Source organism: Blastococcus litoris (genome assembly GCF_003075095.1).
GTDB lineage: Bacteria > Actinomycetota > Actinomycetes > Mycobacteriales > Geodermatophilaceae > Blastococcus_B > Blastococcus_B litoris.
This window is the reverse complement of the sequence record NZ_QCZF01000007.1, coordinates 160,653-186,214: the sequence shown is the minus strand read 5'-3', so window position 1 is coordinate 186,214 and position 25,562 is coordinate 160,653. Positions and strand designations below refer to the sequence as shown.

The 25,562-nt window shown below is 74.1% G+C and carries 25 protein-coding genes; 18 read left to right on the top strand and 7 right to left on the bottom strand.

The features are described 5' to 3' along the window. Positions 1 to 25: 25 nt before the first annotated feature. On the bottom strand, positions 26 to 379 hold the full coding sequence (locus DCS98_RS16395) for a HesB/IscA family protein (protein ID WP_116452449.1): 354 nt from the start codon (positions 377 to 379) through the stop codon (positions 26 to 28). A 142-nt stretch (positions 380 to 521) separates the two neighbouring features. On the opposite strand from DCS98_RS16395, the gene DCS98_RS16390 reads away from it, so the two are divergent. Genes DCS98_RS16390 through DCS98_RS16380 form a run of 3 tightly spaced genes read left to right on the top strand, consistent with a single transcriptional unit; the run spans position 522 to position 2,952 of the window. Then, on the top strand, positions 522 to 1,139 hold the full coding sequence (locus DCS98_RS16390; protein ID WP_116452448.1) for a DUF3043 domain-containing protein: 618 nt from the start codon (positions 522 to 524) through the stop codon (positions 1,137 to 1,139). Between the two features lie 8 nt (positions 1,140 to 1,147). After that, the gene (locus DCS98_RS16385; RefSeq protein WP_116452447.1) at positions 1,148 to 1,957 is read left to right on the top strand and encodes an MBL fold metallo-hydrolase; all 810 of its coding nucleotides are present in this window, start codon (positions 1,148 to 1,150) and stop codon (positions 1,955 to 1,957) included. An 11-nt stretch (positions 1,958 to 1,968) separates the two neighbouring features. Continuing rightward, positions 1,969 to 2,952: an aldo/keto reductase family protein gene (locus DCS98_RS16380; protein ID WP_116452446.1), complete on the top strand. Its 984-nt coding sequence runs from the start codon at positions 1,969 to 1,971 to the stop codon at positions 2,950 to 2,952. A gap of 22 nt (positions 2,953 to 2,974) precedes the next feature. On the opposite strand, the gene DCS98_RS16375 is transcribed toward DCS98_RS16380, so the two are convergent. Beyond that, the gene (locus tag DCS98_RS16375; protein ID WP_116452445.1) at positions 2,975 to 3,187 is read right to left on the bottom strand and encodes a hypothetical protein; all 213 of its coding nucleotides are present in this window, start codon (positions 3,185 to 3,187) and stop codon (positions 2,975 to 2,977) included. A 110-nt stretch (positions 3,188 to 3,297) separates the two neighbouring features. Between DCS98_RS16375 and DCS98_RS16370 the strand changes: the two genes are divergently transcribed. The 4 genes from DCS98_RS16370 (at position 3,298) to DCS98_RS16355 (ending at position 5,541) form a co-directional block, all read left to right on the top strand. Further along, positions 3,298 to 3,747 (top strand): phage holin family protein, encoded by a 450-nt coding sequence (locus tag DCS98_RS16370; protein ID WP_116452444.1) that lies wholly within the window; start codon positions 3,298 to 3,300, stop codon positions 3,745 to 3,747. Further along, positions 3,744 to 4,010 (top strand): DUF3618 domain-containing protein, encoded by a 267-nt coding sequence (locus DCS98_RS16365; protein ID WP_116452443.1) that lies wholly within the window; start codon positions 3,744 to 3,746, stop codon positions 4,008 to 4,010. Before DCS98_RS16370 ends, DCS98_RS16365 begins: the two co-directional genes overlap by 4 nt. Further along, the gene (locus DCS98_RS16360; protein ID WP_116452442.1) at positions 4,007 to 4,300 is read left to right on the top strand and encodes a DUF4235 domain-containing protein; all 294 of its coding nucleotides are present in this window, start codon (positions 4,007 to 4,009) and stop codon (positions 4,298 to 4,300) included. Before DCS98_RS16365 ends, DCS98_RS16360 begins: the two co-directional genes overlap by 4 nt. Positions 4,301 to 4,395: 95 nt before the next feature. Next, the gene (locus DCS98_RS16355) at positions 4,396 to 5,541 is read left to right on the top strand and encodes a YihY/virulence factor BrkB family protein (RefSeq protein WP_116452441.1); all 1,146 of its coding nucleotides are present in this window, start codon (positions 4,396 to 4,398) and stop codon (positions 5,539 to 5,541) included. 3 nt (positions 5,542 to 5,544) lie between these two features. Here the strand turns inward: DCS98_RS16355 and gcvT are convergent, their stop codons facing one another. Then, on the bottom strand, positions 5,545 to 6,663 hold the full coding sequence (gene gcvT, locus DCS98_RS16350; protein WP_206340304.1) for a glycine cleavage system aminomethyltransferase GcvT: 1,119 nt from the start codon (positions 6,661 to 6,663) through the stop codon (positions 5,545 to 5,547). A 35-nt stretch (positions 6,664 to 6,698) separates the two neighbouring features. On the opposite strand from gcvT, the gene DCS98_RS16345 reads away from it, so the two are divergent. Then, the gene (locus DCS98_RS16345) at positions 6,699 to 8,207 is read left to right on the top strand and encodes a leucyl aminopeptidase (protein WP_116452439.1); all 1,509 of its coding nucleotides are present in this window, start codon (positions 6,699 to 6,701) and stop codon (positions 8,205 to 8,207) included. An 81-nt stretch (positions 8,208 to 8,288) separates the two neighbouring features. On the opposite strand, the gene DCS98_RS16340 is transcribed toward DCS98_RS16345, so the two are convergent. Beyond that, positions 8,289 to 8,696 carry an oxidoreductase gene (locus DCS98_RS16340; protein WP_241038188.1) on the bottom strand — a complete coding sequence of 136 codons (408 nt, stop codon included), beginning with the start codon at positions 8,694 to 8,696 and terminating at the stop codon, positions 8,289 to 8,291. Between the two features lie 115 nt (positions 8,697 to 8,811). Between DCS98_RS16340 and lpdA the strand changes: the two genes are divergently transcribed. From lpdA to DCS98_RS16325, 3 genes are all read left to right on the top strand, one after another. Further along, on the top strand, positions 8,812 to 10,191 hold the full coding sequence (gene lpdA / locus DCS98_RS16335; RefSeq protein WP_116452438.1) for a dihydrolipoyl dehydrogenase: 1,380 nt from the start codon (positions 8,812 to 8,814) through the stop codon (positions 10,189 to 10,191). A 51-nt stretch (positions 10,192 to 10,242) separates the two neighbouring features. Continuing rightward, a complete protein-coding gene (gene sucB, locus DCS98_RS16330; RefSeq protein WP_116452437.1) occupies positions 10,243 to 12,078 on the top strand; it encodes a 2-oxoglutarate dehydrogenase, E2 component, dihydrolipoamide succinyltransferase in 1,836 nt (611 codons plus the stop codon). A gap of 79 nt (positions 12,079 to 12,157) precedes the next feature. Next, positions 12,158 to 13,063, top strand: a complete 906-nt coding sequence (locus DCS98_RS16325; RefSeq protein WP_116452436.1) for a TIGR01777 family oxidoreductase — start codon at positions 12,158 to 12,160, stop codon at positions 13,061 to 13,063. Between the two features lie 13 nt (positions 13,064 to 13,076). Here the strand turns inward: DCS98_RS16325 and DCS98_RS16320 are convergent, their stop codons facing one another. Continuing rightward, a complete protein-coding gene (locus DCS98_RS16320; RefSeq protein WP_116452435.1) occupies positions 13,077 to 14,702 on the bottom strand; it encodes a serine/threonine-protein kinase in 1,626 nt (541 codons plus the stop codon). A 118-nt stretch (positions 14,703 to 14,820) separates the two neighbouring features. Between DCS98_RS16320 and DCS98_RS16315 the strand changes: the two genes are divergently transcribed. The 5 genes from DCS98_RS16315 (at position 14,821) to DCS98_RS16295 (ending at position 18,439) form a co-directional block, all read left to right on the top strand. After that, positions 14,821 to 16,071 (top strand): NAD(P)/FAD-dependent oxidoreductase, encoded by a 1,251-nt coding sequence (locus DCS98_RS16315; protein WP_116452434.1) that lies wholly within the window; start codon positions 14,821 to 14,823, stop codon positions 16,069 to 16,071. Beyond that, positions 16,071 to 16,805 carry a Type 1 glutamine amidotransferase-like domain-containing protein gene (locus DCS98_RS16310; RefSeq protein ID WP_116452433.1) on the top strand — a complete coding sequence of 245 codons (735 nt, stop codon included), beginning with the start codon at positions 16,071 to 16,073 and terminating at the stop codon, positions 16,803 to 16,805. Before DCS98_RS16315 ends, DCS98_RS16310 begins: the two co-directional genes overlap by 1 nt. An 80-nt stretch (positions 16,806 to 16,885) precedes the next feature. Then, the gene (locus DCS98_RS16305; protein WP_116452432.1) at positions 16,886 to 17,368 is read left to right on the top strand and encodes a GNAT family N-acetyltransferase; all 483 of its coding nucleotides are present in this window, start codon (positions 16,886 to 16,888) and stop codon (positions 17,366 to 17,368) included. A gap of 46 nt (positions 17,369 to 17,414) precedes the next feature. Then, a complete protein-coding gene (lipB, locus tag DCS98_RS16300; protein ID WP_206340303.1) occupies positions 17,415 to 18,059 on the top strand; it encodes a lipoyl(octanoyl) transferase LipB in 645 nt (214 codons plus the stop codon). Continuing rightward, positions 18,056 to 18,439: a PPOX class F420-dependent oxidoreductase gene (locus tag DCS98_RS16295; RefSeq protein WP_116452430.1), complete on the top strand. Its 384-nt coding sequence runs from the start codon at positions 18,056 to 18,058 to the stop codon at positions 18,437 to 18,439. The genes lipB and DCS98_RS16295 overlap by 4 nt, the downstream gene beginning before the upstream one ends. A 3-nt stretch (positions 18,440 to 18,442) precedes the next feature. Here DCS98_RS16295 and leuS read toward each other — a convergent pair whose 3' ends face one another. Beyond that, a complete protein-coding gene (gene leuS, locus DCS98_RS16290) occupies positions 18,443 to 21,340 on the bottom strand; it encodes a leucine--tRNA ligase (protein WP_116452429.1) in 2,898 nt (965 codons plus the stop codon). 260 nt (positions 21,341 to 21,600) lie between these two features. Between leuS and DCS98_RS16285 the strand changes: the two genes are divergently transcribed. Next, a complete protein-coding gene (locus DCS98_RS16285; protein ID WP_116452428.1) occupies positions 21,601 to 23,892 on the top strand; it encodes a putative bifunctional diguanylate cyclase/phosphodiesterase in 2,292 nt (763 codons plus the stop codon). Between the two features lie 4 nt (positions 23,893 to 23,896). Here DCS98_RS16285 and DCS98_RS16280 read toward each other — a convergent pair whose 3' ends face one another. Next, positions 23,897 to 24,865: a helix-turn-helix transcriptional regulator gene (locus DCS98_RS16280; RefSeq protein ID WP_164704610.1), complete on the bottom strand. Its 969-nt coding sequence runs from the start codon at positions 24,863 to 24,865 to the stop codon at positions 23,897 to 23,899. A gap of 62 nt (positions 24,866 to 24,927) precedes the next feature. On the opposite strand from DCS98_RS16280, the gene DCS98_RS16275 reads away from it, so the two are divergent. Then, on the top strand, positions 24,928 to 25,554 hold the full coding sequence (locus DCS98_RS16275) for a TIGR03086 family metal-binding protein (protein ID WP_116452523.1): 627 nt from the start codon (positions 24,928 to 24,930) through the stop codon (positions 25,552 to 25,554). Positions 25,555 to 25,562: the final 8 nt, after the last annotated feature.

Genomic DNA, 25,562 nt, shown 5'->3' with positions numbered 1-25,562 from the left:
CAACGCTCGACCTGCGAGCGGGCGATCAGCTGAACGAGTCGCCGCACGCGCAGGAGCTGCCCGCGTTGGGGTTGTCGATCGTGAAGCCCTGCTTCTCGATGCTGTCGACGAAGTCGATCGTCGCGCCGCCGAGGTAGGGCCCGCTCATGCGGTCGACGATGACCTCGACGCCGCCGTACTCGTAGGTCTGGTCGCCGTCGAGGAAGCGCTCGTCGAAGAACAGCTGGTAGCGAAGGCCGGAGCAGCCGCCCGGCTGGACGGCGATGCGCAGCCGCAGGTCGTCGCGACCCTCCTGGTCCAGCAGCGCCTTGACCTTGGCGGCCGCCGGGTCGCTGAGGATGACGCCGGTGGCGGCGTCGGTCGTGTCCTGCACCGTCATGTTCTGTCCTCCCACATCCCTGGGTGCCCGCTGCGGCACGTCCCGCAGCGACCCAACACCGCCGTGGCGGAGCTTCTTCCACTGTACGGCGCGAATGCGCGTTTCCCCGGTCTCCTTCCCCACACACGTAGACTTCGAGCCTGTGAAGCTCCGCCTCCCCGGCCGCCGTGACCGCGCCGAAGCGACCGCGACCGACGCGTCCGCCGACCTCACCGAGCAGCTGGTGCGCACCGCCGGCAAGGGCCGGCCGACGCCGAAGCGGAGCGAGGCCCAGGGCCGTCGCCAGGGTCCGCCGCCGCCTCCGCCGACCACCCGCAAGGAGGCCTACAAGCGGATGCGGGAGCAGCAGGCCCTCCGCCGGGCCGAGACCCGCCAGGGTGCGGCCCGCGGCGACGACGCCTACCTCCCGGCCCGCGACCGCGGCCCGGTGCGCAAGCTGGTCCGCGACGTCGTCGACTCGCGGCGCAACGTGGGCAGCTTCTTCCTCGCCATCGCCGCCGTCGCGCTGATCGGCACGATCGCCCCGAGCATGGTGGTCCGCAACTACGCGAGCTTCCTGCTGTTCGGCTTCTTCCTGCTGATGATCGTCGACTCGGTGATCCTCAGCCGGAAGCTCAAGCGCAAGGTCGCGGAGCGGTTCCCCGACGACCCGCAGGCCAAGAAGACCCGCGGCCTGGTCTGGTACGGCATCAGCCGTTCGACCATGATCCGCCGCTGGCGCTTCCCGAAGCCCGAGGTGCCGCTGGGCGCGGAGGTCTGACCTGCTCGATGGAGGTCACGCTCCTGGGCACGGGAGCGGCCGACGGCCTGCCCAACCCCTGGTGCGCGTGCCCGTCGTGCACCGAGGCCCGCGAGGAGGGCCGGCAGCGCCGCCCCACCTCGGCCCTCGTGGACGGCGTCCTCCTGCTGGACCTGGCCCCGGGGCTCCCACCTGACGGCATCTCCCTGCACGGCGTGCGCACTGTGCTGGTCACCCACGCGCACCCCGACCACTGCTCGCCGTTCTCGCTGCTCTGGCGGCACTGGGCGCAGCTGCCCGAACCGCTGACGCTCGTCGGACCTGCGCAGGTGGTCGAGGAGTGCCGGCCGTGGCTCGCGCCGCACGACCCGGTGCGGTTGGTGCAGGTCGACCCGGGCGACGTCCTCCGGTGCGGTGAGCACGCGGTGCGCGTGCTGGCCGCCGCGCACGAGGTGCCCACGGTGCTCTACGACGTCACCGGGCGGGACGGCGCCCGGCTGCTCTACGCGACGGACACCGGCCCCCTCCCGGCATCGACGATGACGGCCGTGGCCGGGGCGGCCTACGACCTGGTCCTGCTCGAGCAGACGTTCGGGGACCGGCTCGACCACGGCACGGCCCACCTGGACCTGGTCACGTTCCCCGAGCAGCTGGACCGCCTGCGGCACGCCGGCGCGGTCACCGGCGGCACCGACGTGGTCGCGGTGCACCTGAGCCACCACAACCCGCCGGCGGTGGAGCTGGAACGGCGGCTGGGCACCTGCGGCGCGCGCACCGTCGCGGACGGGACGACGGTCCCGGTCAGGGCCGGGCAGGCGGCGGTCCCGCGCGGCGCCTAACGTCGCAGGACGTGGAATTCCGACGCCTCGGCCGCTCCGGCCTGAACATCTCCGAGATCGCCTACGGCAACTGGCTCACCCACGGTGGCCAGGTCGAGGAGGACGCCGCCTTCGCATGCGTGCGCGCCGCCCTCGACGCCGGCATCACCACCTTCGACACCGCCGACGTCTACGCCGGCACGCGCGCCGAGGCCGTCCTCGGTCGCGCGCTGGAGGGGCAGCGCCGCTCCTCCTACGAGCTGTTCACCAAGGTGTACTGGCCGACAGGTCCGGGCCGGAACGACCGCGGCCTGTCCCGCAAGCACGTCATCGAGAGCTGCCACGCCTCCCTCGAGCGGCTGAAGACCGACTACGTCGACCTCTACCAGGCCCACCGCTACGACACGACGGTGCCGCTCGAGGAGACGATGACCGCCTTCGCCGACCTCGTGCGGGCGGGCAAGGTCCTCTACATCGGCGTCTCCGAGTGGAACGCCGAGCAGATCGCGGCCGGCGCTGCGCTCGCCCGTGAGCTGGGCGTCCAGCTGATCAGCAACCAGCCGCAGTACTCGATGCTCTGGCGGGTGATCGAGCCCGAGGTCGTGCCGACGTCGGAGAAGGAAGGTCTCTCCCAGATCGTCTGGTCGCCGCTCGCCCAGGGCGTGCTCACCGGCAAGTACCTGCCCGGGCAGCAGCCCCCGGCCGACAGCCGCGGGGGTCACGCCGAGGCCGGCGGCTCCATGAAGGGCTTCCTGCGCGACGACATCCTCACCCGCGTGCAGGAGCTGCGGCCCGTCGCGGACGACCTCGGGCTCTCCATGGCGCAGCTGGCCATCGCGTGGGTGCTCCAGAACCCGAACGTCGGCGCCGCCATCATCGGGGCCACCCGTCCCGAGCAGGTCCACGACAACGTCAAGGCCTCGGGAGTCCGGCTCGACGACGACGTCCTGCGCCGGATCGACGACGTCCTCGGCGAGGTGGTGGAGCGCGACCCCACCAAGACCGCTCGCGGGTGAGCCGGCGGCTCGCCGCTCCCGATCAGGGGGCGGCGAGCCCCATCGGGCCGTAGACCTCGTCGTCGCCGTCGAACAGCGTGACGGTCGCGACGCCCTTCTCGAGCAGCTCCCGCCAGTTCTCCCCCAGCCACGACTCGGCGTCGCCCTGGTTGTCGGCGGACGGCACCTCCACGCCGATGGTCGAGGGCTCGACGGCCGCTCCGGAGCTGTCCTCGAGACGCCAACGCCAGGTCATGGCCCCAGAGGCTAGTGACCGGGCCGTGCCCGTGCTGTGACCGACCGGTCGGTTACGTCCGCACGAGCGCGGGCATGGCAGTCCATCGACCCGTCCCAGCCGGAGGACCGATGACTGCACCGACGCCAGAGCCCGACGCCGGCGGGGCGACCCGCGCGCAGGTGGCACCCGACCCCGCCAACGCCTCCACCGGTGAGCTGATCGGTCAGCTCACCGAGCAGCTGAGCACGCTCGTCCGCAACGAGGCCCGGCTCGCCCAGGCCGAGGTCACCCAGAAGGCCAAGCGGCTCGGCGTCGGCGCCGGCCTCTTCGGCGGGGCCGGGCTCGTGGGCTTCTTCGGCCTTGCCGTCCTGATCAGCGCCGCCGTCCTCGGGCTGGCGGAGGTGCTGCCCGCGTGGCTGGCGGCCCTGATCGTGGCCGTCGTGCTGTTCGCCGTCGCCGGCGTGCTGGCCCTCGTCGGCAAGAGGGACGTCGCCCAGGCCTCTCCCCCGCTGCCGACCCAGGCGATCGCGGGCGTGCAGGCCGACGTCGCCACCGTGAAGCAGGGGCTGTCGCGGTGAGCGAGCCGAACGACCCGGCGCAGATCCAGGCAGAGATCGAGGCGACCCGCGCGCAGCTCGGGCGGACGGTCGACGAGCTCAGCGCCCGGCTCGACGTCCCCGCCCGCGCGAAGGAGAAGGCCTACCGCGCCCGCGACACCGCCGTCGAGACCTACCGCGAGAGCCCGCCGGCGGTGATCGGCGCCGTCGCCGCACTGGCGGGACTGGTCCTCGGGGTGATCATCTTGCGCCGCAAGCGCGCGGCACAGAGGAGGAAGCGTTGAGCAAGGAAGTCAAGAAGAAGAGCAAGGGCGCAAAGCTGGCATACCGGCCCATCGGTCTGATCGGCGGGATCCTGGCCGGAACGCTGTCCGGCATCGTGTTCAAGCAGGTCTGGAAGGCGGTGTCGAACGAGGACGACGCGCCGAGCGCCCTGCAGAGCGAGTACTCGATGAAGGAGGTCGTGCTGGCCGCGGCCATCCAGGGCGCGATCTTCGCCGCGACCAAGGCCGCCATCGACCGCGCGGGCGCCCGCGGGTTCAAGCAGCTCACCGGCGCCTGGCCCGGCGACTGACAGGTGCCCCTCCTGCCCCCTCACCGCTCGCGAGCTCGCGGCGGGCCCCGGCAGGAGGGTCGACCTCGTCCCCCGCAGCACAGAGGAGTCATCAGGTGGCCGGCACGAGGCAGCACGAGAGCGCCGTCGAGCGGATCCGCGAACGGGTCGAGGAGAAGGCTGCCCGCCGGGCGGCCGCCGCGAAGGCGGCCGCCGAGAAGGAGCGCGGCACCGCGCCCCCCGCCGACCCCGACCGGCCGCCCCCCGGCTCGCCGTCACCGAGCGAGCTGCCGGGGATCCACGCGGAGAAGCCGACGCAGATCCCGTGGGCGGGCTGGAAGCAGATCGTCAAGCGGGCGTGGGCCGAGAACAAGGCCGACAACATGCCGATCATCGCCGGCGGCGTCGCCTTCTTCGGCTTCCTGTCGATCTTCCCGGCGCTGATCGCGCTCGTCTCCATCTACGGCCTCGTGGCGTCCCCGGAGACGGTCGCCCGGCAGGTCGAGGACCTCTCCGCCCAGCTCCCGGACGACGCGGCCAGCCTGATCGGCGATCAGCTGACGGCGATCGTGGCCAACAGCGGGAGCGCGCTGAGCATCAGCCTGGTCGTCTCGATCCTCGCGGCGCTCTGGAGCGCGTCGGGCGGGGTCGGCAACGTCATCACCGCTGTGAACATCGCCTACGACGAGGTCGAGGCGCGGAACTTCGTCAAGCTCAAGGCCACCTCGCTGGCGCTCACCCTCGGCGCGATCGTCTTCGTCCTCGTCGCCTTCGGCCTGCTGGCCGTCGTCCCGGCGGTGATCGAGGCGCTCGGGCTCGGTGTCGTCGGCACGATCCTGGCCCAGGTGGTCCGGTGGGTCCTCCTGCTGGCGGCGTTCGCCGGCGGCCTCGCCGTCCTCTACCGGGTGGCGCCCGACCGCGACGCACCCCGCCTCGCGTGGGTCAGCCTCGGCTCGGTCGTCGTCACCGTCGTCTGGGCGGTCGTCAGCGTCGGCTTCGCCCTCTACGTCAACAACTTCGGGTCCTACGACAAGACCTACGGCGCCATCGCCGGCGTCATCGTGCTGATGCTGTGGCTGTACCTGACCTGCTACCTGGTGCTGCTCGGTGCGGAGATCAACTCCGAGGCCGAGCACCAGACGGCGCACGACAGCACGACCGGCGAGCCCGAGCCCATGGGCTCGCGCGACGCGAAGATGGCCGACACGCTGCCCGACTCCCCCGAGCCGCGGGAGGGCGACAGCGACCCCACGCGGAAGTAACCGCTAGCGGACGTGCGACTCGACGAACGGCGGCCTGACCACCTCGACCGCCTGCGGCCGGCCGCGCACGTCGACGGCGAGCGGGTCGCCGGCCGAGACGCCGGCTGCCGCGTCGACCAGCGCCAGGGCGATCCCGGTCCGCAGGGTCGGCGAGAACGTGCCGCTGGTGACCTCGCCGACCCGCTCACCGCTCGCGTCGAGTACGGCCATCCCGGGCCGGGGGATGCCGCGGCCGTCGGCACGCAGACCCCACAGCAGGCGGGCGGGCCCCGCCTCCCTCTCCGCGAGCAGCGCGTCCCGGCCCCAGAACGCGGGCTTGCCCCAACCCACCGCCCAGCCCGCGCGCGCCTGGTTCGGGGTGATGTCCTGCGACAGCTCGTGCCCGTGCAGCGGGTAGCCCATCTCGGTGCGCAGCGTGTCCCGGGCACCGAGCCCGCACAGCCGGATCCCCTGGTCCTGGCCCGCCTCGAGCACCGCGTCCCACAGGCCGCCCGCGTGCCCGGCGTCGACCAGCAGCTCGTACCCGTGCTCGCCGGTGTAGCCGGTGCGGCACACCGTGACCTCGGCGCCGCCGGCGCCGGTGCCCGTCACGAACGACATGTAGCCCAGCTCGCCCGGCAGGCCGAGCAGCTCCAGCACCTGCAGGGACCGCGGTCCCTGCAGCGCCAGGACGGCGACCTCCGCGTGCCGGTCGCTGACGCCCACCCCGGCCGGCGCCTCGTCGGCCAGGCGGCGGAGCACCTCGGCGGCGTTCGCCGCGTTGGGCACGAGGAGCACGTGGTCGTCGGCGTGCAGGTAGACGATCAGGTCGTCGACCACTCCCCCCGCCCGCGGGTCGCCGTCGGGCAGGCAGCACAGCGTGTACTGGGCCTGGCCGGGGCCGATGCGCGACAGGTCGTTGGTCAGGCAGGAGTCGACGAAGGCTGCCGCCCCGGGGCCGCGGACCGTCGCCGTGCCCAGGTGCGAGACGTCGAAGAGCCCGACCGCCGAGCGCACCGCTGCGTGCTCGGCCAGGACACCGCCTCCCGCGTACTCGATGGGCATCGACCACCCGCTGAAGTCGGCGAGCTTCGCGCCGGCCGCGACGTGCCGATCGTGCAGTGGGGAGGTCAGCGGGCTCACGGGTGGCACGCTACCGAGGCACATAGGATCCAGCGGTGCCGCCGACGATCACCGCCACCGACCACCCCCTCGAGAAGCTGACCGGAGACGCCGTCGTCGTCGCCGTCGGCAAGGGCCCGGACGGGCCGCTCCCGACACCCGGAGCCGAGGCCGTCGACCGGCTGCTCGGCGGCCGGCTCCTCCCCGCTCTCGCCGACCTGGGCGCGCGCGGTGCCGAGGACGAGGTCACCCGCATGCCGTCGTTCGGCCAGGGCCCCTTCCCGGTCGTCGCCGTGGCCGGGCTCGGTGCCCCCGACGCCGCCGGCGCCTACCGGCCCGAGGCCGTTCGCCGCGCCGCCGGTGCCGCCAGCCGCGCGCTGGGCGGACGCCGGTCGGTCGTCAGCCTGCTCGCCGCCGTCGGCGGGACGCCGGACAGCGCCCGCCTGCACGCCGTCGGCGAGGGCGCGCTGCTCGGTGCCTACGAGTTCACCGCCTACAAGTCCGACCTGCCGGCCAACCGCCCGGCGCCGCCGAGCGAGTTCACGATCGTCGTGCCCGACGCGGGAGCCGCCGAGGAGGCCCTGCGCCGGGTGCGGGCCGTGGCCGACGCCGTCGCCCTCGTGCGGGACCTCGTCAACACCCCGCCCAACGACCTCTTCCCCGCCGAGCTCGCCGCCCGCGGCGCCGCAGCGGGCGAGAAGGCCGGGCTGGCCGCGGAGATCCTCGACGAGGACGCGCTGGTCGCGGGCGGCTACGGCGGCATCCTCGCCGTGGGCCAGGGCTCGACCCGCAAGCCCCGCCTGCTGCGGCTGGCCTACTCGGGCCCGGGCGCGCGCAAGAAGGTCGCGCTCGTCGGCAAGGGGATCACCTTCGACAGCGGCGGTCTCTCGATCAAGCCCGCGCTGAAGATGGAGGACATGAAGAGCGACATGGCCGGCGCCGCGGCCGTGATCGCGACCGTGTGCCTCGTCGCCCAGCTGCGCCTGCCCGTCGACGTCGTGGCCACCGTGCCCATCGCCGAGAACCTGCCCAGCGGCACCGCCTACCGGCCCGCCGACGTGGTCACGTTCCGCAACGGCAAGAAGGCCGAGATCACCAACACCGACGCCGAGGGCCGGGTCGTCCTGGCCGACGCGATCTCGCGCGCCGCCGAGGACGAGCCCGACTTCCTGCTCGAGACGTCGACGCTCACCGGCGCCCAGCTGGTCGCGCTCGGCACCCGCACCGCGGGAGTGATGGGCACCGACGACCTGCGCGACGCGGTGATCGCCGCGTCCGAGCGCAGCGGTGAGGGCATGTGGCCGATGCCGCTGCCCGCCGAGCTCCGCCGCGGCCTGGAGTCGCCCATCGCCGACTTCGTGAACTCGAACGCCGACCGGATGGGCGGCATGCTCGTGGGCGGCCACTTCCTCGCGGAGTTCGTGCCCGACGGCCTGCCGTGGGCGCACATCGACATCGCCGGCCCGAGCTACAACACCGGCGCGCCGTGGGGCTACACGCCCAAGGGCGGCACCGGCGTCCCCGTGCGGACCCTGCTCGCGACCATCGAGGCCCTCATCGCCTGACCGCGCCGTGATGATCAGGTCGCCTGATCGATCCGGGTCCTGGCTCACGGTGGACGGTGAGCCAGGACCCGGGATGGTGAGCTAGGACAGCCGGTTCTGCTTCTGGCGGGCGCTCCAGTCGCGCATGCGCTGCGGGTAGCCGGTCACCTGGGCGTCGTAGACGGGGATCGAGAGGTCGCGGGAGAGCCTCCGCGCCACGTCGGGGCCGTCGATGCGGCGCCGCGTCCACTCGCCGTCGGCGGCCACGAGCACGATCGTGGTCTCGGTGACGGCGGTCCGCGGCTCCACGTAGCCCTCCACCCCTCGCCGGGTGGCCACGAACTCCTCGAGGTGCTTCAGGTCCGTCCGCTGGGAGCCCCTGTCGAGGGTGCCGCGACGGCCGTCGTCCCGCCCGCGACCCGGACGGCCGCCGCGGCCGCGCAGCCGGTCGAACAACCCCATGTCGCCTCTCCCGTCGTCCGCACCGCCCCACGACGGCGTCGTGATCATCGGCACGCCCGTCGAGGCAACGGCGCTCCGGGCCGGGTCGTTCCCGGAGTGGCAGGATGGGAGCGAGCCCCCGCCCGCACGAGCGGGGCGCCGACGACTGCATCGAGGAGAACTCGTGAGCTCACCCACCTCCCCCGCCGACCTGGTCATCCTCGGTGGTGGCTCCGGTGGCTACGCAGCGGCCTTCCGCGCGACCGAGCTGGGCCTGAACGTCGTCCTCATCGAGAAGGACAAGGTCGGCGGCACCTGCCTGCACCGCGGCTGCATCCCGACCAAGGCGCTGCTGCACGCCGGCGAGGTCGCCGACCTGGCCCGCGAGGGCGAGCAGTTCGGCGTGAAGACGTCGCTGGCCGGCATCGACATGGACGGCGTCAACTCCTACAAGGACGGCGTCATCTCCAAGCTCTACAAGGGGCTGCAGGGCCTGGTGAAGGCCCGCAAGATCACCTACGTCGAAGGCGAGGGGCGGCTGACCTCGCCGACGACCGTCGAGGTGAACGGCCAGACCTACGAGGGCAAGCACATCCTGCTGGCGACCGGCTCCTACGCCCGCTCGCTGCCGGGCCTGGAGATCGACGGCAAGAAGGTCATCACCAGCGACCACGCCCTCAACCTCGACCGCGTGCCGGCCTCGGCGATCATCCTCGGCGGCGGCGTCATCGGCTGCGAGTTCGCCAGCGCCTGGAAGTCCTTCGGCGTCGACGTCACCATCATCGAGGCCCTCCCCCACCTCGTCCCGCTCGAGGACGAGGCCTCGTCGAAGCTGCTGGAGCGCGCCTTCCGCCGCCGCAAGATCGCCTTCGAGCTCGGCAACCGCTTCTCCGGCGTCCAGGACACCGAGAACGGGGTCAAGGTCTCGCTGGAGAACGGCAAGGAGTTCGAGGCCGAGCTGCTGCTCGTCGCCGTCGGCCGCGGCCCGGTCAGCCAGGGCCTCGGTTACGAGGAGGCCGGCGTGGCCATGGACCGCGGCTACGTCCTCGTCGACGAGTACTGCCGGACCAACGTCCCCACCATCTCCGCCGTCGGCGACCTGATCCCCACGCTGCAGCTGGCCCACGTCGGGTTCGGCGAGGGCATCCTCGTCGCCGAGCGGGTGGCCGGGCTGGAGCCGGCGCCGATCGACTACGCCGGCGTCCCGCGCATCACCTACTCCGACCCCGAGGTCGCCTCGGTCGGCCTCACCGAGGCGCAGGCCAAGGAGCGGTACGGCGAGGTCAAGACCCTGACCTACGACCTCGCGGGCAACGGGCGCAGCCAGATCCTCAAGACCACCGGCGCGGTGAAGCTGATCCAGGCCCCCGACGGCCCGGTCGTCGGCATCCACATGGTGGGCAGCCGCGTCGGCGAACTCATCGCCGAGGCCCAGCTCATCTACAACTGGGAGGCCGAGGCCGACGACGTCGCCAGCCTCATCCACCCGCACCCGACCCAGAGCGAGGCGCTCGGCGAGGCCCACCTGGCCCTCGCCGGCAAGCCGCTGCACGTGCACGGCTGATCGACCACCACTCCCCCATCCCCGCACAGCGCCAGAAGGAGCACTGCCCCGATGCCGACGTCCGTCACCATGCCCGCCCTGGGCGAGAGCGTCACCGAGGGCACGGTCACCCGCTGGCTCAAGCAGGAGGGTGAGCAGGTCGAGGCCGACGAGCCCCTCCTCGAGGTCTCGACCGACAAGGTCGACACCGAGATCCCCTCGCCCGCGGCCGGCGTCCTGACCAAGATCCTGGTCGCCGAGGACGAGACGGTCGAGGTCGGCGCGGAGCTCGCGGTCATCGGTGGCGACGGCGACGGCGGCGGGGACGCCGCGCCTCCGGCCTCCGCCGAGGACGCCGAGGAGCCGCAGACGCCGGACGAGCAGGTCGAGGACGCCGGCCCCGGGTCGTCGGAGTCCGAGGAGCCCGCGCAGCAGGAGGAGCCGGCACCGGCGTCCGCGGACAGCGGCTCCGGCGGTGGGGGCGGTGGCGGCGAGGGCACCCCGGTCACCATGCCCGCCCTGGGCGAGAGCGTCACCGAGGGCACGGTCACCCGCTGGCTGAAGGCCGTCGGTGACGAGGTCTCCGCCGACGAGCCGCTGCTGGAGGTCTCCACCGACAAGGTCGACACCGAGATCCCCTCGCCGGTCAGCGGCACCCTGCTCGAGATCACCGTCAACGAGGACGAGACAGTCGACGTCGGTGCGCAGCTGGCGGTGATCGGTGCCGCCGGCGGCGGGTCCGCCCCGGCCGCCCCCCAGCAGGAGGCGCCGAAGCAGGAGGCCCCCGCCGAGGAGCAGCCGCAGGCTGCTCCCGAGGCCAAGCCCGCCGCGCCCGCGCCCTCGACGGAGCAGCCGGGTGGCGACTACGGCGCCAGCGGTGCCCAGCCCGCCCAGTCGCCCACCTCGGCCCCGCCGCCGCAGGTGGCGCCGCAGGCGCCGGCTGCCCAGCAGTCGTCCGACAACGGCGCCGGCGCCTACGTCACGCCGCTGGTGCGGCGCCTGGCGGCGGAGAAGGGCGTGGACCTGGGCTCCGTGTCCGGCAGCGGCGTGGGGGGCCGCATCCGCAAGCAGGACGTGCTCGCCGCTGCGGAGAGGACGTCGGCGCCGGCGCCCGCCGCCGCACCGGCCGCCGCCTCGAGCGGGATGCGCACCCCCTCGCCGGCCGCCATGCCCGACACCTCGGTGCGCGGCCGCACGGAGAAGATGTCGCGGCTGCGCTCGGTCATCGCCCGCCGGATGGTCGAGTCGCTGCAGGTCAGCGCCCAGCTCACCACGGTGGTCGAGGCCGACGTCACCAAGATCGCCCGGCTCCGGTCGAGGGCCAAGAGCGACTTCGAGACCCGCGAGGGCGTCAAGCTGTCGTTCCTGCCGTTCTTCGCCAAGGCCGCCATCGAGGCGCTCAAAGTGCACCCGTCGGTGAACTCCTCCATCGACCAGGAGGCGGGCACCGTCACCTACCACGACACCGAGAACCTCGGCATCGCGGTGGACACCGAGCGCGGCCTGCTCGTGCCGGTCATCCACGACGCCGGCGACCTCAGCCTCGGTGGGATCGCCCGCAAGATCGCCGACCTGGCGGAGCGGACGCGCACCAACAAGGTGACGCCGGACGAGCTCGGTGGCGGGACGTTCACGCTCACCAACACCGGCAGCCGGGGCGCCCTGTTCGACACCCCGATCATCAACCAGCCGCAGGTCGCCATCCTCGGCGTCGGCTCGGTGGTGAAGCGGCCGGTGGTCGTGCAGGACCCCGACCTCGGGGAGGTCATCGCGATCCGCTCGATGGTCTACCTGGCCCTGACCTACGACCACCGGATCGTCGACGGTGCCGATGCCGCACGCTTCCTCACCACCGTGCGGGAGCGGCTGGAGGCCGGTCAGTTCGAGGGCGAGCTCGGGCTCGCCTAGCAGCACTCCCGATCGGGGCCCCGGCGCGAGCCGGGGCCCCGATCGCGTTCAGCCACCTCGTCCCCGGGAGGACCCTGCCGTGAAGATCGCCGTGTCCGGTGCCTCGGGCCTGATCGGCGGCGCACTGCTGCCGGCGCTGCGGGCCGACGGCCATGACGTGCTCGTGATGGTCCGCCGCACGCCGCGGACGGCCGACGAGCACCGGTGGGACCCGCAGCACCGCCGCATCGACCCGGGTCTGCTCACCGACGTGGACGCGGTCATCAACCTCGGCGGCACCCCGATCCGCCCGCGGCCGTTCACCGCGGGCTACAAGGCGCAGCTGCTGAGCAGCCGGGTCGACGCGACGACCACCCTCAGCGAGGCGCTCGCCGCCGTGGCGGCCGCCGACCGCTCGCGCCCTCGGGTGCTGCTGTCGGCGTCCGCGGTGGGGTACTACGGCGACACCGGCTCCCGGACGGTCACCGAGGAGGACCCTGCCGGATCGGACTTCCTCGCCCAGGTCTGCGCGCAGTGGGAGGCGGCGACCGCGCCGGCCGAGGAGGCAGGGGTGCGAGTGGTGCGGATGCGGACCGGCCTGGTGCTCGACCGCAAGGCGATGCTGATGCAGGTGCTGGGCACGGTGTTCCGGCTCGGCCTCGGTGGGCGGATCGGCAGCGGCCGGCAGTACTGGCCGTGGATCAGCCTGGCCGACGAGGTGGGCGCGATGCGTCACCTGCTGACCGCGGACGTGTCGGGTGCGGTCAACCTCACCGGACCCGAGCCGGCCACCAACGCCGAGTTCACGCAGGAGCTGGCGCGGCAGGTGCACCGACCGGCGGCCCTGCCGGTGCCGGCCTTCGCGGTGCGGCTGGGGCTCGGCGAGTTCGGCCGTTCCAGCGTGCTCGCCGGCCAGCGCGCGGTCCCCACCCGGCTGGAGGAGTCCGGCTACCGGTTCACCCACCCGGATCTCGCCTCGGCGCTGGCGGCGGCCACGACCCGGTGAGACCGGCGAGGCCTCATCCCAGGCGCTGCGCGCTCTCGATGCGCCAGCCCTCCGGGGTGCGCACCAGCACCATCCGGACGGTGGTCTCCGGCCGCCCGGGCAGCGTGCGCAGCGCCGGGCCGTCGGGCGCCGCGGCGGGGACGACGTCGTAGCCGGCCCACCTGTCGACGAGGTCGATCTCCACCCGGTCGGCCCCTCCGTCGACCGCGGTCACGGCCACCACGAGGGGGGCGAACCCCCGCAGCGCCTCCTCTGCTCCGGCCAGATCGCGGATGTGCGCCTCGTCGACCGCCCGCAGCTCGCTCCCGGCCGTGTAGACCTCGGCGAGGGCGTCCGGCGAGGCCGTGCCGAACGCCGCGGCCCGGCGGTCGTAGAGATCGCCGACGACCGCTCGCCAGCCGGACACCGAGTCGGGACGTTCCTGGCTGTCGGCGGGCCCGGCCCCGTCCTCGGCGGCCGCCGCCGGCGGTGAGGGTCTCGGCGAGGCGGTGATCTGCTCGCCGGCCGGAGGGAGGTGGGACGCCACGGCCGCCTCCACGGGCCCGCCGGCGTCCGGCGGTCCCCCTGCCCAGCGGACACCGAGCCAGCCGGTTCCGACGAGGACCACCGTCGCCGCGGCGACGAGGACCGCGCGACTGGTCGGGCGGGGCGCGGGCCACCGGCGGAACCGCCGCTCCGGCGGCCCCACCACGACGGGGGCGGGTCGGGCGCGGCGGCCGGGGACCTGGTGGGTCAGCTCCGTGCGCGGCCCCCGGCCCGTGCGGCCGAGGTCGGCGTCGGCGACATCGTCGGCGGGCAGCCGCACCGGTTCGGGGCGGCAGGCGTGCCGCAGGTCGAGGGCGAACGCCGCCGCCGACCCGCGGTCGTGCGGATCCGGGGACAGCCCCCGGTCGATGACGGCGATCAGCTCGGCCGGCGCCTCCGGCGCCAGCTCCGCCAGGTCGGGCAGGTGCCCGGTCGCCGCGACGGCCAGCGTGTCGCCCGGGGTCGCGGCGTTCCACGGCGCGATCCCGGTGAGCGCGTGGAACGCCGCGGCAGCGATCCCGAAGACGTCGGAGGCCGGCCCCGGTGCGCCACCGCGGGCGACCGTCGGGTCCACGTACGGAGGGGTCACCTCCGCCGCCGCGACCTCCCCCAGCACCCGCGCCACACCGAGGTCGGTCAGGACGGGGCGCCCTTCGGCGGTGAAGACGATGTTGCCCGGGGACAGGTCGCCGTGGACGACACCGCCCGCGTGGGCGTGCGCGACGGCCGCGGCCACGGGCGCGATGGCCGTCACCACCTCCCCCGGCCGCAGCCGGCCGCGCCTCGCCAGCAGCGCGGCGAGGCTGCCGCCCGCCAGGAGCTCGAGGACGAGGGCGACCCGGGCCGCCCCGCCGCGCTGGGGCTGGTGCACGACCTCGATCAACCGCACGAGGTGCGGGTGGTCGAGCCCGCCGAGCAGCGCCGCCTCCCGCGCCTGCCGCTCGGGATCACCGGCCACCAGCACCTTCACCGCGACCGGCTCGCCGCCCCGACGCGGCACGGCCCGCCAGACCTCACCGGAGCCGCCTCTGCCGAGCAGCTCCTCGAGCCTGTACCCGGGCACCACGGGGGGAGGCGGGGGTCCCGGTGCGTCCGGCGGTCCAGCGGCAGGCATGCCCCGGACCGTAGGGCGCCGAACGCCGCTACCGGCCTGGCTGTCCACAGGGACAGGCGCTGTCCACCACCCGGAACTGTGCGGCCGGCGGATCGGGTCGTACGGATACGGTCGGACGATGTCGTCGGGTGCCGAGGTCGTGGTGGTCGGGGCCGGCCTGGCCGGTCTCTCGGCGGCGACCCGGCTGGCGGCGGCCGGCGTCGACGTCCACGTCCTCGAGTCCGGCGGTCACGCGGGCGGCCGCCTGGCCACCGAGCGGATCGACGGCTTCGTCGTCGACCGGGGCTTCCAGGTGCTCAACACCGGCTACCCCCGGGCCGCCGACCTCGACCTCGACGCCCTCGAACTCGGCTGGTTCGAGCGCGGGGCCATCGTCCGGGTCGACGGCACGGCGCACCGGGTTGTCGACCCCCGCCGGCGCCCGGCCGACGTCATCGGGACCGCGACAGCCCCCATCGGGTCAGCGCGGGACAAGGCAGCCCTCGCGGCCTTCTCCCTGCGCGCCGGCTACTCCCCCGTCGGCCGGCTGCTCGCCGCCCGCGAGCGGACCGCCGAGCAGGCGCTGCGCGCGGCCGGCGTCGGTGACACCGCCCTGGAGCGGTTCTTCCGGCCGTTCCTCGCCGGCGTGCTGCTGGAAGACGATCTGGAGACGTCGAGCCGCTACCTCGACCTGCTCTGGCGCAGCTTCGTCCGCGGGTCGATCGGGCTGCCCGCCGAGGGCATGCAGGCAGTCGGCGAGCAGCTGGCAGCCCGGCTGGCTCCTGGACGGCTGCACCCGCACACGGCCGTCCGCGCCGTCGCGCCCGGATCCGTGCTCACCGACGACGGCCGCTGGGCCGCGGACGCCGTCGTCGTCGCGACCGACCCGGGGACGGCGGCCCGGCTGCTGCCGGGCGTCGAGGCGGCGGCACCGCGACAGGTCACGACGCACCTCCACGTGCTGCCGGGGTCGCCGTGGCGCCTGCCGCTCATCGTGCTCGGTCAGCCCGGCAGCCGGTTGGTCAACAGCGTCGTGCTGTCCGACGCGCAGCCGCGCTACAGCCCCGACGGTCGTGCGCTGGTGGCGAGTTCCACGCTGTCGCCCACACGGGAGGACGAGGTCCGCGCCGAGGTCGCGGCGGCCCACGGCGTCGCGCCGTCCGACCTCGACCACCTCACGACGGTGACCGTGCCGGGTGCTCAGCCCGCCGCTCTCCCACCCCTGCAGCTGCGCCGGCCGGTCGACCTCGGGGACGGGCTGTACGTCTGCGGCGACCACCGCGACACCCCGTCCATCCAGGGCGCGATGGCCAGCGGCGCGCGGACCGCCCGCGCCGTCCTGCGCGCCCTCCGCCCGACCACCCCGCCCGACGACCGGAGAAGCACCTGATGCCCGCAGCCCAGCCGACGATCCTCGCCACGAGCATGGGGTTCGCCTCCCGCGGCAGGGGGCCCTACGACTGGCGTCCCGGTCCGGTGTTCGACCTGGCCTTCGAGCTCTCGGGCGCCCCGGAGCGCCCCCGTCTCTGCTACCTGGGCACAGCGACCGGCGACGACCCGGTGCGCGTCGCCGGCGTCTACGGCGCCTTCGCCGGCAGCTCCGTCCAGGTCAGCCACCTCAGCCTGTTCACCATGCCCACCGTGCCGGACATGCGCGCCCACCTGCTGGCCCAGGACGTCGTCTGGGTGGGCGGCGGCAGCGTCGCGAACCTCCTCGCGGTCTGGCGCGTGCACGGCCTCGACGAGATCTTCCGCGAGGTCTGGGAGGCAGGCGTGGTGCTGGGCGGCGTCTCGGCCGGCTCGCTGTGCTGGCACGTCGGCGGCACCACCGACTCCTACGGGCCCGACCTGCGGCCGGTCACGAACGGGCTGGGTCTCATCCCGACCTCGAACGGCGTGCACTACGACTCCGAGGAGCAGCGCCGCCCGCTGTACCAGCGGCTCGTCGCCGAGGGCGCCCTCCCGGGCGGGCACGCGACCGACGACGGCGTCGGCCTGGTCTACCGGGGCACCGGGCTCGTCGAGGCGGTCGCCGACCGGCCAGGTGCAGCGGCGTACCGGGTCGAGCGCGGCCCCGACGGCACGGCGGTCGAGACCCGCGTGGAGCCCCGACGGCTGCCCTGATCCAACGGGCCGGGCCGACCGTCCCCGGCCCGGACGGAGTCGTCGTTCCGCCGTGGCGTCGTCCGTGCCAGCATCGCCCGGTGCCCGCGCTGACCCTGCGCCCGATGACCGATCTCGAGTTCCAGGAATGGCAGGACGCGCTCGCCCGCGCCTACGCCGACGACCAGATCGCGGCGGGGAACTGGCCGCCCGACGACGCCCTGCGACTCGCCGCCGAGGGCAATGCCGCCCTGCTGCCGCAGGGCCTCGCCACCCCGGACATGCTGCTCATGGTGGGGGTGCTCGACGACGGCCGCCCGATCGGACACCTGTGGATCGGGCTGCGCCACCCCCGGGGGGTCCCGCACTGCGCGTTCGTCTACGACATCGAGGTCGCCCCGGAGCACCAGGGCGCCGGCCACGGACGGGCTCTGCTGACCGCGGGCGAGGAGGTCGCGCGGGCGCACGGGGCCGAGGCGCTCGAGCTGAACGTCTTCGGCGGCAACGCGCGGGCCATCGCCCTCTACTCGTCCCATGGCTACCGGGTGGTCTCGCAGCAGATGCGGAAGGACCTCTCGCCCTGACCGCCGTCCGCCGGTTCCGCCTCCCGTCGCGGCCTACGCTGGGCCCGTGAGCGACTTGCAGATCGTGCGTGCCGGTCTCGTGCCCTACGAGGAGGCGTGGGCCCGCCAGCGCGAGCTGCACGCCGCGGTCGTCGAGGGCACCGGCCCCGACACCCTCCTGCTGCTGGAGCACCCGCCGGTCTACACCGCGGGCAAGCGCACCGAGCCGCACGAGCGGCCGTTCGACGGCACGCCGGTGATCGACGTCGACCGCGGCGGCAAGATCACCTGGCACGGGCCCGGCCAGCTGGTCGGCTACCCCATCGTCCGGCTGCCCGACCCGGTCGACGTCGTCGCCCACGTCCGCCGGATGGAGGGCGCGCTCATCGACGTCTGCGCCGGTCTCGGTCTGGCCACCGATCGCGTCGAGGGTCGAAGCGGCGTGTGGGTGCGGGCCGACCAGCGCGGGCCCGACCGCAAGATCGCCGCCATCGGGGTGCGCGTCGCCCGGGGCGTGACCATGCACGGGTTCGCGCTCAACTGCGACCCCGACATGTCCGCCTTCGCCAACATGATCCCGTGCGGCATCCCCGACGCCGGCGTCACCTCGCTGACCGCGGAGCTCGGCCGCGACGTCCCCGTCGCCGAGGTCATCGACGCCGTCGAGGCCGCGATGACGCAGGTGCTGACCGGCGCGGCAACACCTGCATGACGCCGCTCCCCCGCAGCGAGTACGTCAGCCTCACCACGTTCCGGCGGACCGGCGCGCCGGTCGCCACACCGGTCTGGGCGGCGCCCGACGGCGACGGCCTCGTGGTCTGGACGCGCGCCGACAGCGGCAAGGTGAAGCGGCTGCGGCACACGAGCCGCGTCACCGTGGCCCCGTGCGACGTCCGAGGCCGGACCAAGGGCCCGGCGGTCGACGGCACAGCCGAGTTGCTGCCGGCCACCGCGCACGCCGAGGCCCGGGCGGCCCTGCGCCGCGCCTACGGGCTGAGGTTCACCCTCGGCGACACCGCCTCGCGGCTGTGGCACCGGCTGCTGCGCCGCCCCGGGGAGCGGCACGAGCTGATCCGGATCAGCCCCGCCTGAGCCTCAGCCGAGGACGAAGTTGACCAGCCGGCCCGGGACGGCGACGACGCGGCGCACGGTCGCCCCGTCCAGGTAGCCGGCGATCTTCTCGTCCGCCCGCGCGGCCGCCTCCAGCGCGGCGGCGTCGGCGTCCGCCGGCACGCTCACCTGCGAGCGCACCTTGCCGTTGACCTGGACCGCCACCTGCACGGTGTCGTCGACCAGCCAGCGCTCGTCGGCCACCGGGAACGGCGTCCACGCCGACGAGCCCTCGTGGCCCAGCCGGGTCCACAACTCGTCGGCCAGGTGCGGCGCCAGCGGGGCCACCATGAGCACCAGACCCTCGGCGACCTCGCGCGGCACCGGGGACGTCGCCCCGTAGGCCTGCGTCAGGTGGTTGGTCAGCTCGGTGATCCGAGCGATCGCGATGTTGAACCGCAGCGTGGCGAAGCCGTCACGCACCCCGGCGATCGTGCGGTGCAGCGCCCGCAGGGTCTCCTCGGCCGGCTCGACGTCGTCGGAAGCCCGCACGGAGCCCGACACCTCGTCGACCACCACGCGCCAGATGCGCTGCAGCAGGCGCTGCGAGCCGACGACGGCCTTGGTCTCCCACGGCCGCGACTGGTCCAGCGGGCCGGTCGACATCTCGTACACGCGGAAGGTGTCCGCGCCGTACGCGCCGATCATCTCGTCCGGCGTGACCATGTTCTTCAGGCTCTTGCCGATCTTCCCGTACTCGCGGTTGACCGGCTTGCCCTCGTAGAAGAACTGCCCGTCCTTCTCCACCACGTCGGCCGCGGGCACGTAGAAGCCGCGTTCGTCGGTGTAGGCGAAGGCGGAGATGTAGCCCTGGTTGACCAGCCGGCGGAACGGCTCCTCGCTGGAGACGTGGCCCAGGTCGTGCAGCACCTTGTGCCAGAACCGGGCGTAGAGCAGGTGCAGGACGGCGTGCTCGACGCCGCCGACGTACAGGTCGACGCCGCCCACGTCCCCGGGCTCGCGCGGGCCCAGCCAGTACTCCTCCAGCGCCGGGTCGACCATCCGCTCGTCGTCGGCGGGGTCCAGGTAGCGCAGGTAGTACCAGCAGGAGCCGGCCCAGTTGGGCATCGTGTTCGTCTCGCGCCGGTACTTCTTGGGCCCGTCGCCCAGGTCCAGCTCGACCGTCGTCCACTCCGTGGCGCGCGACAGCGGCGGCTCCGGGGAGGAGTCGGCGTCGTCGTCGGCGAAGGTCTTGGGCGAGTAGTCGTCGACCTCGGGCAGCAGCACCGGCAGCATCGACTGCGGGACCGCGATCGGCAGGTCGTCCTCGTCGTAGACGATCGGGAACGGCTCGCCCCAGTAGCGCTGCCGGCTGAACAGCCAGTCGCGCAGCTTGTAGGTGGTGGTCGCCTCGCCGGCGCCCTTCCCGACCAGCCACTCGGTGATCGCCGCGATGGCGGCGGCCTTGTCCAGCCCGTCCAGCGAGATCTCGTCGTTCGAGGAGTTGATCATGCGGCCGGGACCGGTCCAGGCGCCGGACTCCTCGTCGAAGCCGTCGGGTCGCTCGACGGTCGGGACGACCTCCAGGCCGAACTCGCGCGCGAACTCCCAGTCGCGGGTGTCCTCACCGGGCACGGCCATGATCGCGCCCGTGCCGTAGCCGGTCAGCACGTAGTCGGCGATGAAGACCGGCAGCTCCCGGCCGTTGACCGGGTTCACCGCGGTGACGCCCAGCCAGACACCGGTCTTCTCCCGGCCGGTGTCCTGGCGGTCGAGCTCCGAGCGCCGGGAGGCCTGGCGCTGGTACTCGCGCACCGCCTCGGCCGGCGTCGCGGCCCCACCGGTCCACCGCGGGTCGGTGCCGTCGGGCCAGGCAGCCGCCGTCAGCGCCTCGACCAGCGGGTGCTCCGGCGCCAGCACCATGTAGGTGGCGCCGAACAGCGTGTCGGGCCGGGTGGTGAAGACCTCGATGGTCTGGTCAGCGCAGCCGAAACGGACCTTCGCGCCGCTCGACCGGCCGATCCAGTTCCGCTGCATCAGCTTCAGCGAGTCCGACCAGTCCAGCCGGTCCAGGTCGTCGATCAGCCGGTCGGCGTAGGCGGTGATCCGCATCATCCACTGCTTCAGCGGACGCCGGAACACCGGGAAGTTGCCGCGCTCGGAGCGGCCGTCGGCGGTGACCTCCTCGTTCGAGAGCACCGTCCCCAGACCCGGGCACCAGTTCACCGGCGCCTCGTGCAGGTAGGCCAGCCGGTGGGCGTCGACGACCTTGCGGCGCGACACCTCGTCCAGCTCCGCCCAGGGCAGGCCCGAGGGATTGGTGCCGGCGGCCGGCTCACGGGTGCCCGCGTCCAGCTCGGCGACCAGGTCGTCGATCGGGCGGGCCTTGCCGGCGGTCTCGTCGAACCACGAGCCGAACAGCTGCAGGAAGATCCACTGGGTCCACTTGTAGTAGCCCGGGTCGATCGTGGCGAAGCTGCGGCGGTCGTCGTGGTCGACGCCCAGCCGGCGCAGCTGCGCCCTGATGGCCCTGATGTTGGCCTCGGTGGTGATCCGCGGGTGCTGCCCGGTCTGCACGGCGTACTGCTCGGCGGGCAGGCCGAACGCGTCGTAGCCCATCGGGTGCAGCACGTTGTCGCCGTCCATGCGGCGGAACCGGCTGGTGACGTCGGTGCCCAGGTAGCCCAGCGGGTGGCCGACGTGCAGCCCGGCACCCGAGGGGTACGGGAACATGTCCATCAGGAAGTACTTGGGCCGATCGGCGACCCGCTCGAAGCCCGCGCTCAGCCGGCCGGTCGGGTTGGGCGTGTGGAAGGTGCCCTCGGCCTCCCAGCGGTCCTGCCAGGCGAGCTCGATCTGCTGCGCCAGCGCCGGCGTGTAGCGGTGCGGCGGCACGTCAGCGGCCGCCTGCTCGGCGTTGGGCTGATCGGCGGTCTGGCTCATCGCTGGTGCTCCCGGGTCATCGCAGTACACGTACCGGCGGCAGACATGAAGAAACCCCTCACGCAGGAGGGGTCGCCGTGCTGGTCTGAACGTCTCAGGTCAGCACGGCCGGTGGAGCAGGAGCCGCCTGGTCACGCCGCCAGCCTACCGCGAGCCGGTGCGGCCGGTCCGCCGCGGTGACGGAGCGCGTCTCACCCGTCCGGGCCGGAATCGGCCGGTTTCGACTGTGGTCGCGGTCGATCGCCGCCGATGACGTTCCCGTGGACCAGGACCAGCACCGGACGACGACGCGCAGCACGCCGTCGATCGTGCTGCTGGGACTCGCCCTGCTGGGCCTCCTGACCTTCGCCTGCGGGGTCGCCTGGCGCCCGGCGGGCGCGGGCTGGGACGCGGCGTACGACGTCGTCCTCTACAACGCCACCTACCTGCCGGCCGCGGCGCTCTGCTGGCTGGCCGGCCGGCGGGTGCCGCGCGAGCGGATCGCCTGGCGGGCCCTGTCCGTCGCGCTGCTCATGAGCGCCACGGCCAACACGATCCGCACCGCGGGTGCCGGGGTCGACGGCGCCGCGAACGGTTCGGTCGCCGTCGACGGGCTCGCGCTCCTGGCCTACCTGACCCTCTACCTCACCCTCGTCGGCTTCATCCGCGCCCGCGTGCCGCGCTTCCACCCGAGCATGTGGCTCGACGGCGTCATCGGCGCCCTCGGTGCCACCGCGGTGGGCGTCGCCTTCCTGCTCGGCCCGTACCTCGACCCGGCGCCCGGACGGGATCCCATCCCCCTGCTCCAGCTGGGCATGCCGGCGACCGACGTCCTGCTGCTGGCGCTGCTCGTGGCGGTCGGCTCCATCCTGGGGGTGCGCCTCGACCGCACGCTCGTGCTGGTCGCCTCGGCGCTCGGCCTGATGATGGTCGGCGACCTGGTCCTCTTCGCCCGGACCGTCCTCGGCACCTACGTCGACGGCGGCCTGCTGGAGCTGACCTGGCTGTCGGCGATCGTCGTCGTCGCGCTGTCGGCGCACCTCGCGCGCCCGCGGCCGCAGCCACCGGCAGCGGCGGAGAGCCGCACGCGCCTGGGCTGGCGCCTGCTCGCCCTCCCCCTGGCGTGCAACGTGGCCAGCCTCGTCGTCCTCGCCATCGGCTGGGGCGACGAACTGCCGGCCGCGGCCGCCTGGCTGGCCATCGGCTGCGTCGTCGCGGCGATCGCCCGCACCGGCATCACCTTCCGCGAGGTCCGGGCGTTCAACGAGGTGCGGGAGCAGGCGCGCACCGACGAGCTGACCGGCCTGCCCAACCGACGGGCCCTGCTGGAGCGGGCCGAGCGCGTCCTGGCCTCGGCGACCGCCCGCACGCCCGCCGCGCTCCTCCTCCTCGACCTGGACGGGTTCAAGGAGGTCAACGACAGCCTCGGCCACACCGCCGGCGACCAGCTCCTGGCCCAGATCGGCCCGCGGTTGCAGCCCGCGCTGCGCGAGGGAGAGCTGCTGGCCCGGCTGGGCGGGGACGAGTTCGCCGTCCTGCTGCCGGAGGCGTCGCTCGACGAGGCCCAGGACCGCGCCGAACGGCTGCGCAAGCTCCTGCTGCTCCCCTTCTCCGTCGAGGACATCCGGCTGCACGTCGGGGTCAGCATCGGCATCGCCACCGCACCGGTTCCCGCGGCGACGGTGCAGGAGATGCTGCGCTGCGCCGACGTCGCCATGTACGCCGCGAAGGCCGCTCGCGAGGGCGTGCACGTGTACGTGCCCGACCCGCACGGGGGCAGCGGCGACCGGCTGCGCACGATGGAGGAGCTGCGGACGGCGCTGCAGTCCGACCAGCTCGTCGTCCACCTGCAGCCGCAGGTCGACCTCGGCGACGGCCGCGTCGTCGGCGTGGAGGCCCTCGTGCGCTGGCAGCACCCGGTGCGCGGGCTGCTCTCCCCCGCCGAGCTGCTCCCGGCCGCCGAGCAGGCCGGCCTGCTGCGGCCGCTCACCGACACCGTCCTCGAGCTGGCGATGACGGCGACCGCGCGCTGGTGGCGGACCGACCGCGTGCCGGTGTCGGTGAACCTGGCGGCGGCGAACGTGAACGACATCGACCTGCCCTCGAAGGTCGCGGCCGCCCTGGCACGGCACGGCCTGCCCGCCGACGCCCTGACCCTCGAGCTCGTCGAGGACACCCTCATGGCCGACCCCGAGCGCGGCCGGCAGGTGCTCGGCCAGCTCCGGCGCCTCGGCGTCCGGACCTCGATCGACGACTACGGCACCGGGTACAGCTCGCTGGCCTACCTGCGGCACCTGCCCGCCGACGAGCTCAAGCTCGACCGGAGCCTGACCGCCGACGTCGATCGCGACGACCGTGCCGCCGCGATCGTCGAGCACACCGCGGCGCTGGCGCACGCCCTGGGCCTGCGCCTGGTCGCCGAGGGCGTGGAGGACGACGCGACCGGCGCCGCGCTCGCGCGGCTGGGCTGCGACGTCGCGCAGGGCTACGCCATCGCCCGCCCGATGCCGGTGACCGACTTCCTGCAGTGGCTGGCGGCGCCCCGGCGCGCACTGGTGGACGAGAGCTCCTGAACCTTCAGCCCGCCGGGACCTCAGTGCCCTGGTCGCCGTAGAGCTGGACCAGCTCCGCGGCCACCTCGGCCAGCCGGGCGCGGGCCTCCGCCGGCCCCACCACGACGAACCGCGCGCCGTACCCGGCCAGCTCGCTGACGAGCATGCCGACCGACGGGCCGGCGACCTCGACCGGCACCCACCCGTCGGCGTCCGCACCGCCCACCGTCAGCCTCCGGCCGAGCCGGGCCCGCAGCACGGGCAGCAGCTCCGGATCGGCCGATCCACTCACCCGCACCTGCCCACGCCGGGCCTCGACCGCGGCCGAGCTCTCCTGCCATGCGGCGGCGAGGTCGAAGCCCTCCGGCCGCAGCACGGCGTCGTCCGTGGGCATCACCGCGGTCACCCGTCCGACGCGGAACGTCCGGACGCCGGCAGCCGTGCCGGCGAGCAGGTACCAGACGCCGGACTTCACCACGAGACCCAGCGGCGAGACCGGCCGGGAGGACTGCTCACCCTCTCGCCCGGTGTACCCGAGCACGACCTGCCGCTGGTCGAGGACGGCGCGGCGCAGGTCGGCGAGGAACGGAGGCTCCGGCGGCGACGTGCGTCCCCAGGTGGCCGCGTCGACGACGACCGCCGCGCTCGCCGCCTCGGCCCCCCGCCGCAGCTGCGCCGGGAGGGCGGCCAGCAGCTTCCGGAGGGCCGTCTGGGCGCCCGGAGCACCGGCCGCCGACGGACCGGCGGCGAGGAACAGGTCCTTGGCCTCGTCCACGGTGAGCCCCGACAGATCCGTCCGCGCGCCACCCACCAGCGACCACCCACCACCGCGCCCCGCCGAGCTGTAGACCGGCACACCGGCCATCCCCAGCGCCTCGAGATCACGGCGCGCGGTGCGCGGCGACACCTCGAGCTCACGGGCCACCTCGGCGACGGTGATCCGCTCACGGGTCTGCAGCAGCAGGAGGACGGCGATCAGCCGTTCGGCGCGCACGACAAGGAGAATGCTGGAGAAAGTGGCCAGGAGGTGGCCACTTTCGCTGCGAGGGTGCGTCCATGACGACCACGACATCCCTCACCCAGCGCCCCCTCCTCCCCTCCGACCCCCGCCCGGACTTCGGCGTCGCCACCGGCCTCGCCCTCGCCACGCTCGACGCGGTCCCCACCGGCCGGCTGAGCGCCCCCACACCGTGCGACGAGTTCGACGTGCGGGCCCTGCTCGGGCACGTGCTCGGCGTGCTGCGCCGGATCACCGCGGCCGCCGGCGGTGTCCCCGCGGTGGGGCCGGTCGCGCCCGTGACCGGCGTCCCGGACGACGGCTGGAGCGCGACGCTGGGGGCCGCCGTGCGCGACGTGGAGGCGGCGTGGGCCGATCCGGCCGTGCTCGACCGGGAGATGCAGCTGCCGTTCGGGACCATGCCCGGTGCCGCCGCACTGGCCGGTTGGACCGCCGAGATCAGCACCCACACCTGGGACCTCGCCGCCGCGACCGGCCAGACCCCGGAGTGGGACGAGGCGGTGCTGGGTCGCGCGCTCGACGCCGTCCGCCGCAAGCTGCCGACGCCCCAGCGCCCACCCGGCGTCCCGTTCGGCGACGCCGTCCCCGTCCCCGACGGGGCCCCGGTCGTCGACCAGCTCGTCGCCTGGCAGGGGCGCGATCCCCACTGGCAGCCCTCGACCTGAGTGGAGGG

Bases quoted from the DNA above. Each gene is read 5' to 3' on its own strand.
- DCS98_RS16295 (WP_116452430.1), top strand. From the start codon at position 18,056: ATGACGCCGCTCCCCCGCAGCGAGTACGTCAGCCTCACCACGTTCCGG.
- sucB (WP_116452437.1), top strand. From the start codon at position 10,243: ATGCCGACGTCCGTCACCATGCCCGCCCTGGGCGAGAGCGTCACCGAG.
- DCS98_RS16275 (WP_116452523.1), top strand. From the start codon at position 24,928: ATGACGACCACGACATCCCTCACCCAGCGCCCCCTCCTCCCCTCCGAC.
- DCS98_RS16385 (WP_116452447.1), top strand. From the start codon at position 1,148: ATGGAGGTCACGCTCCTGGGCACGGGAGCGGCCGACGGCCTGCCCAAC.
- DCS98_RS16340 (WP_241038188.1), bottom strand. From the start codon at position 8,696: ATGATCACGACGCCGTCGTGGGGCGGTGCGGACGACGGGAGAGGCGAC.
- leuS (WP_116452429.1), bottom strand. From the start codon at position 21,340: ATGAGCCAGACCGCCGATCAGCCCAACGCCGAGCAGGCGGCCGCTGAC.
- DCS98_RS16395 (WP_116452449.1), bottom strand. From the start codon at position 379: ATGACGGTGCAGGACACGACCGACGCCGCCACCGGCGTCATCCTCAGC.
- DCS98_RS16315 (WP_116452434.1), top strand. From the start codon at position 14,821: ATGTCGTCGGGTGCCGAGGTCGTGGTGGTCGGGGCCGGCCTGGCCGGT.
- DCS98_RS16310 (WP_116452433.1), top strand. From the start codon at position 16,071: ATGCCCGCAGCCCAGCCGACGATCCTCGCCACGAGCATGGGGTTCGCC.
- DCS98_RS16320 (WP_116452435.1), bottom strand. From the start codon at position 14,702: ATGCCTGCCGCTGGACCGCCGGACGCACCGGGACCCCCGCCTCCCCCC.
- DCS98_RS16375 (WP_116452445.1), bottom strand. From the start codon at position 3,187: ATGACCTGGCGTTGGCGTCTCGAGGACAGCTCCGGAGCGGCCGTCGAG.
- DCS98_RS16370 (WP_116452444.1), top strand. From the start codon at position 3,298: ATGACTGCACCGACGCCAGAGCCCGACGCCGGCGGGGCGACCCGCGCG.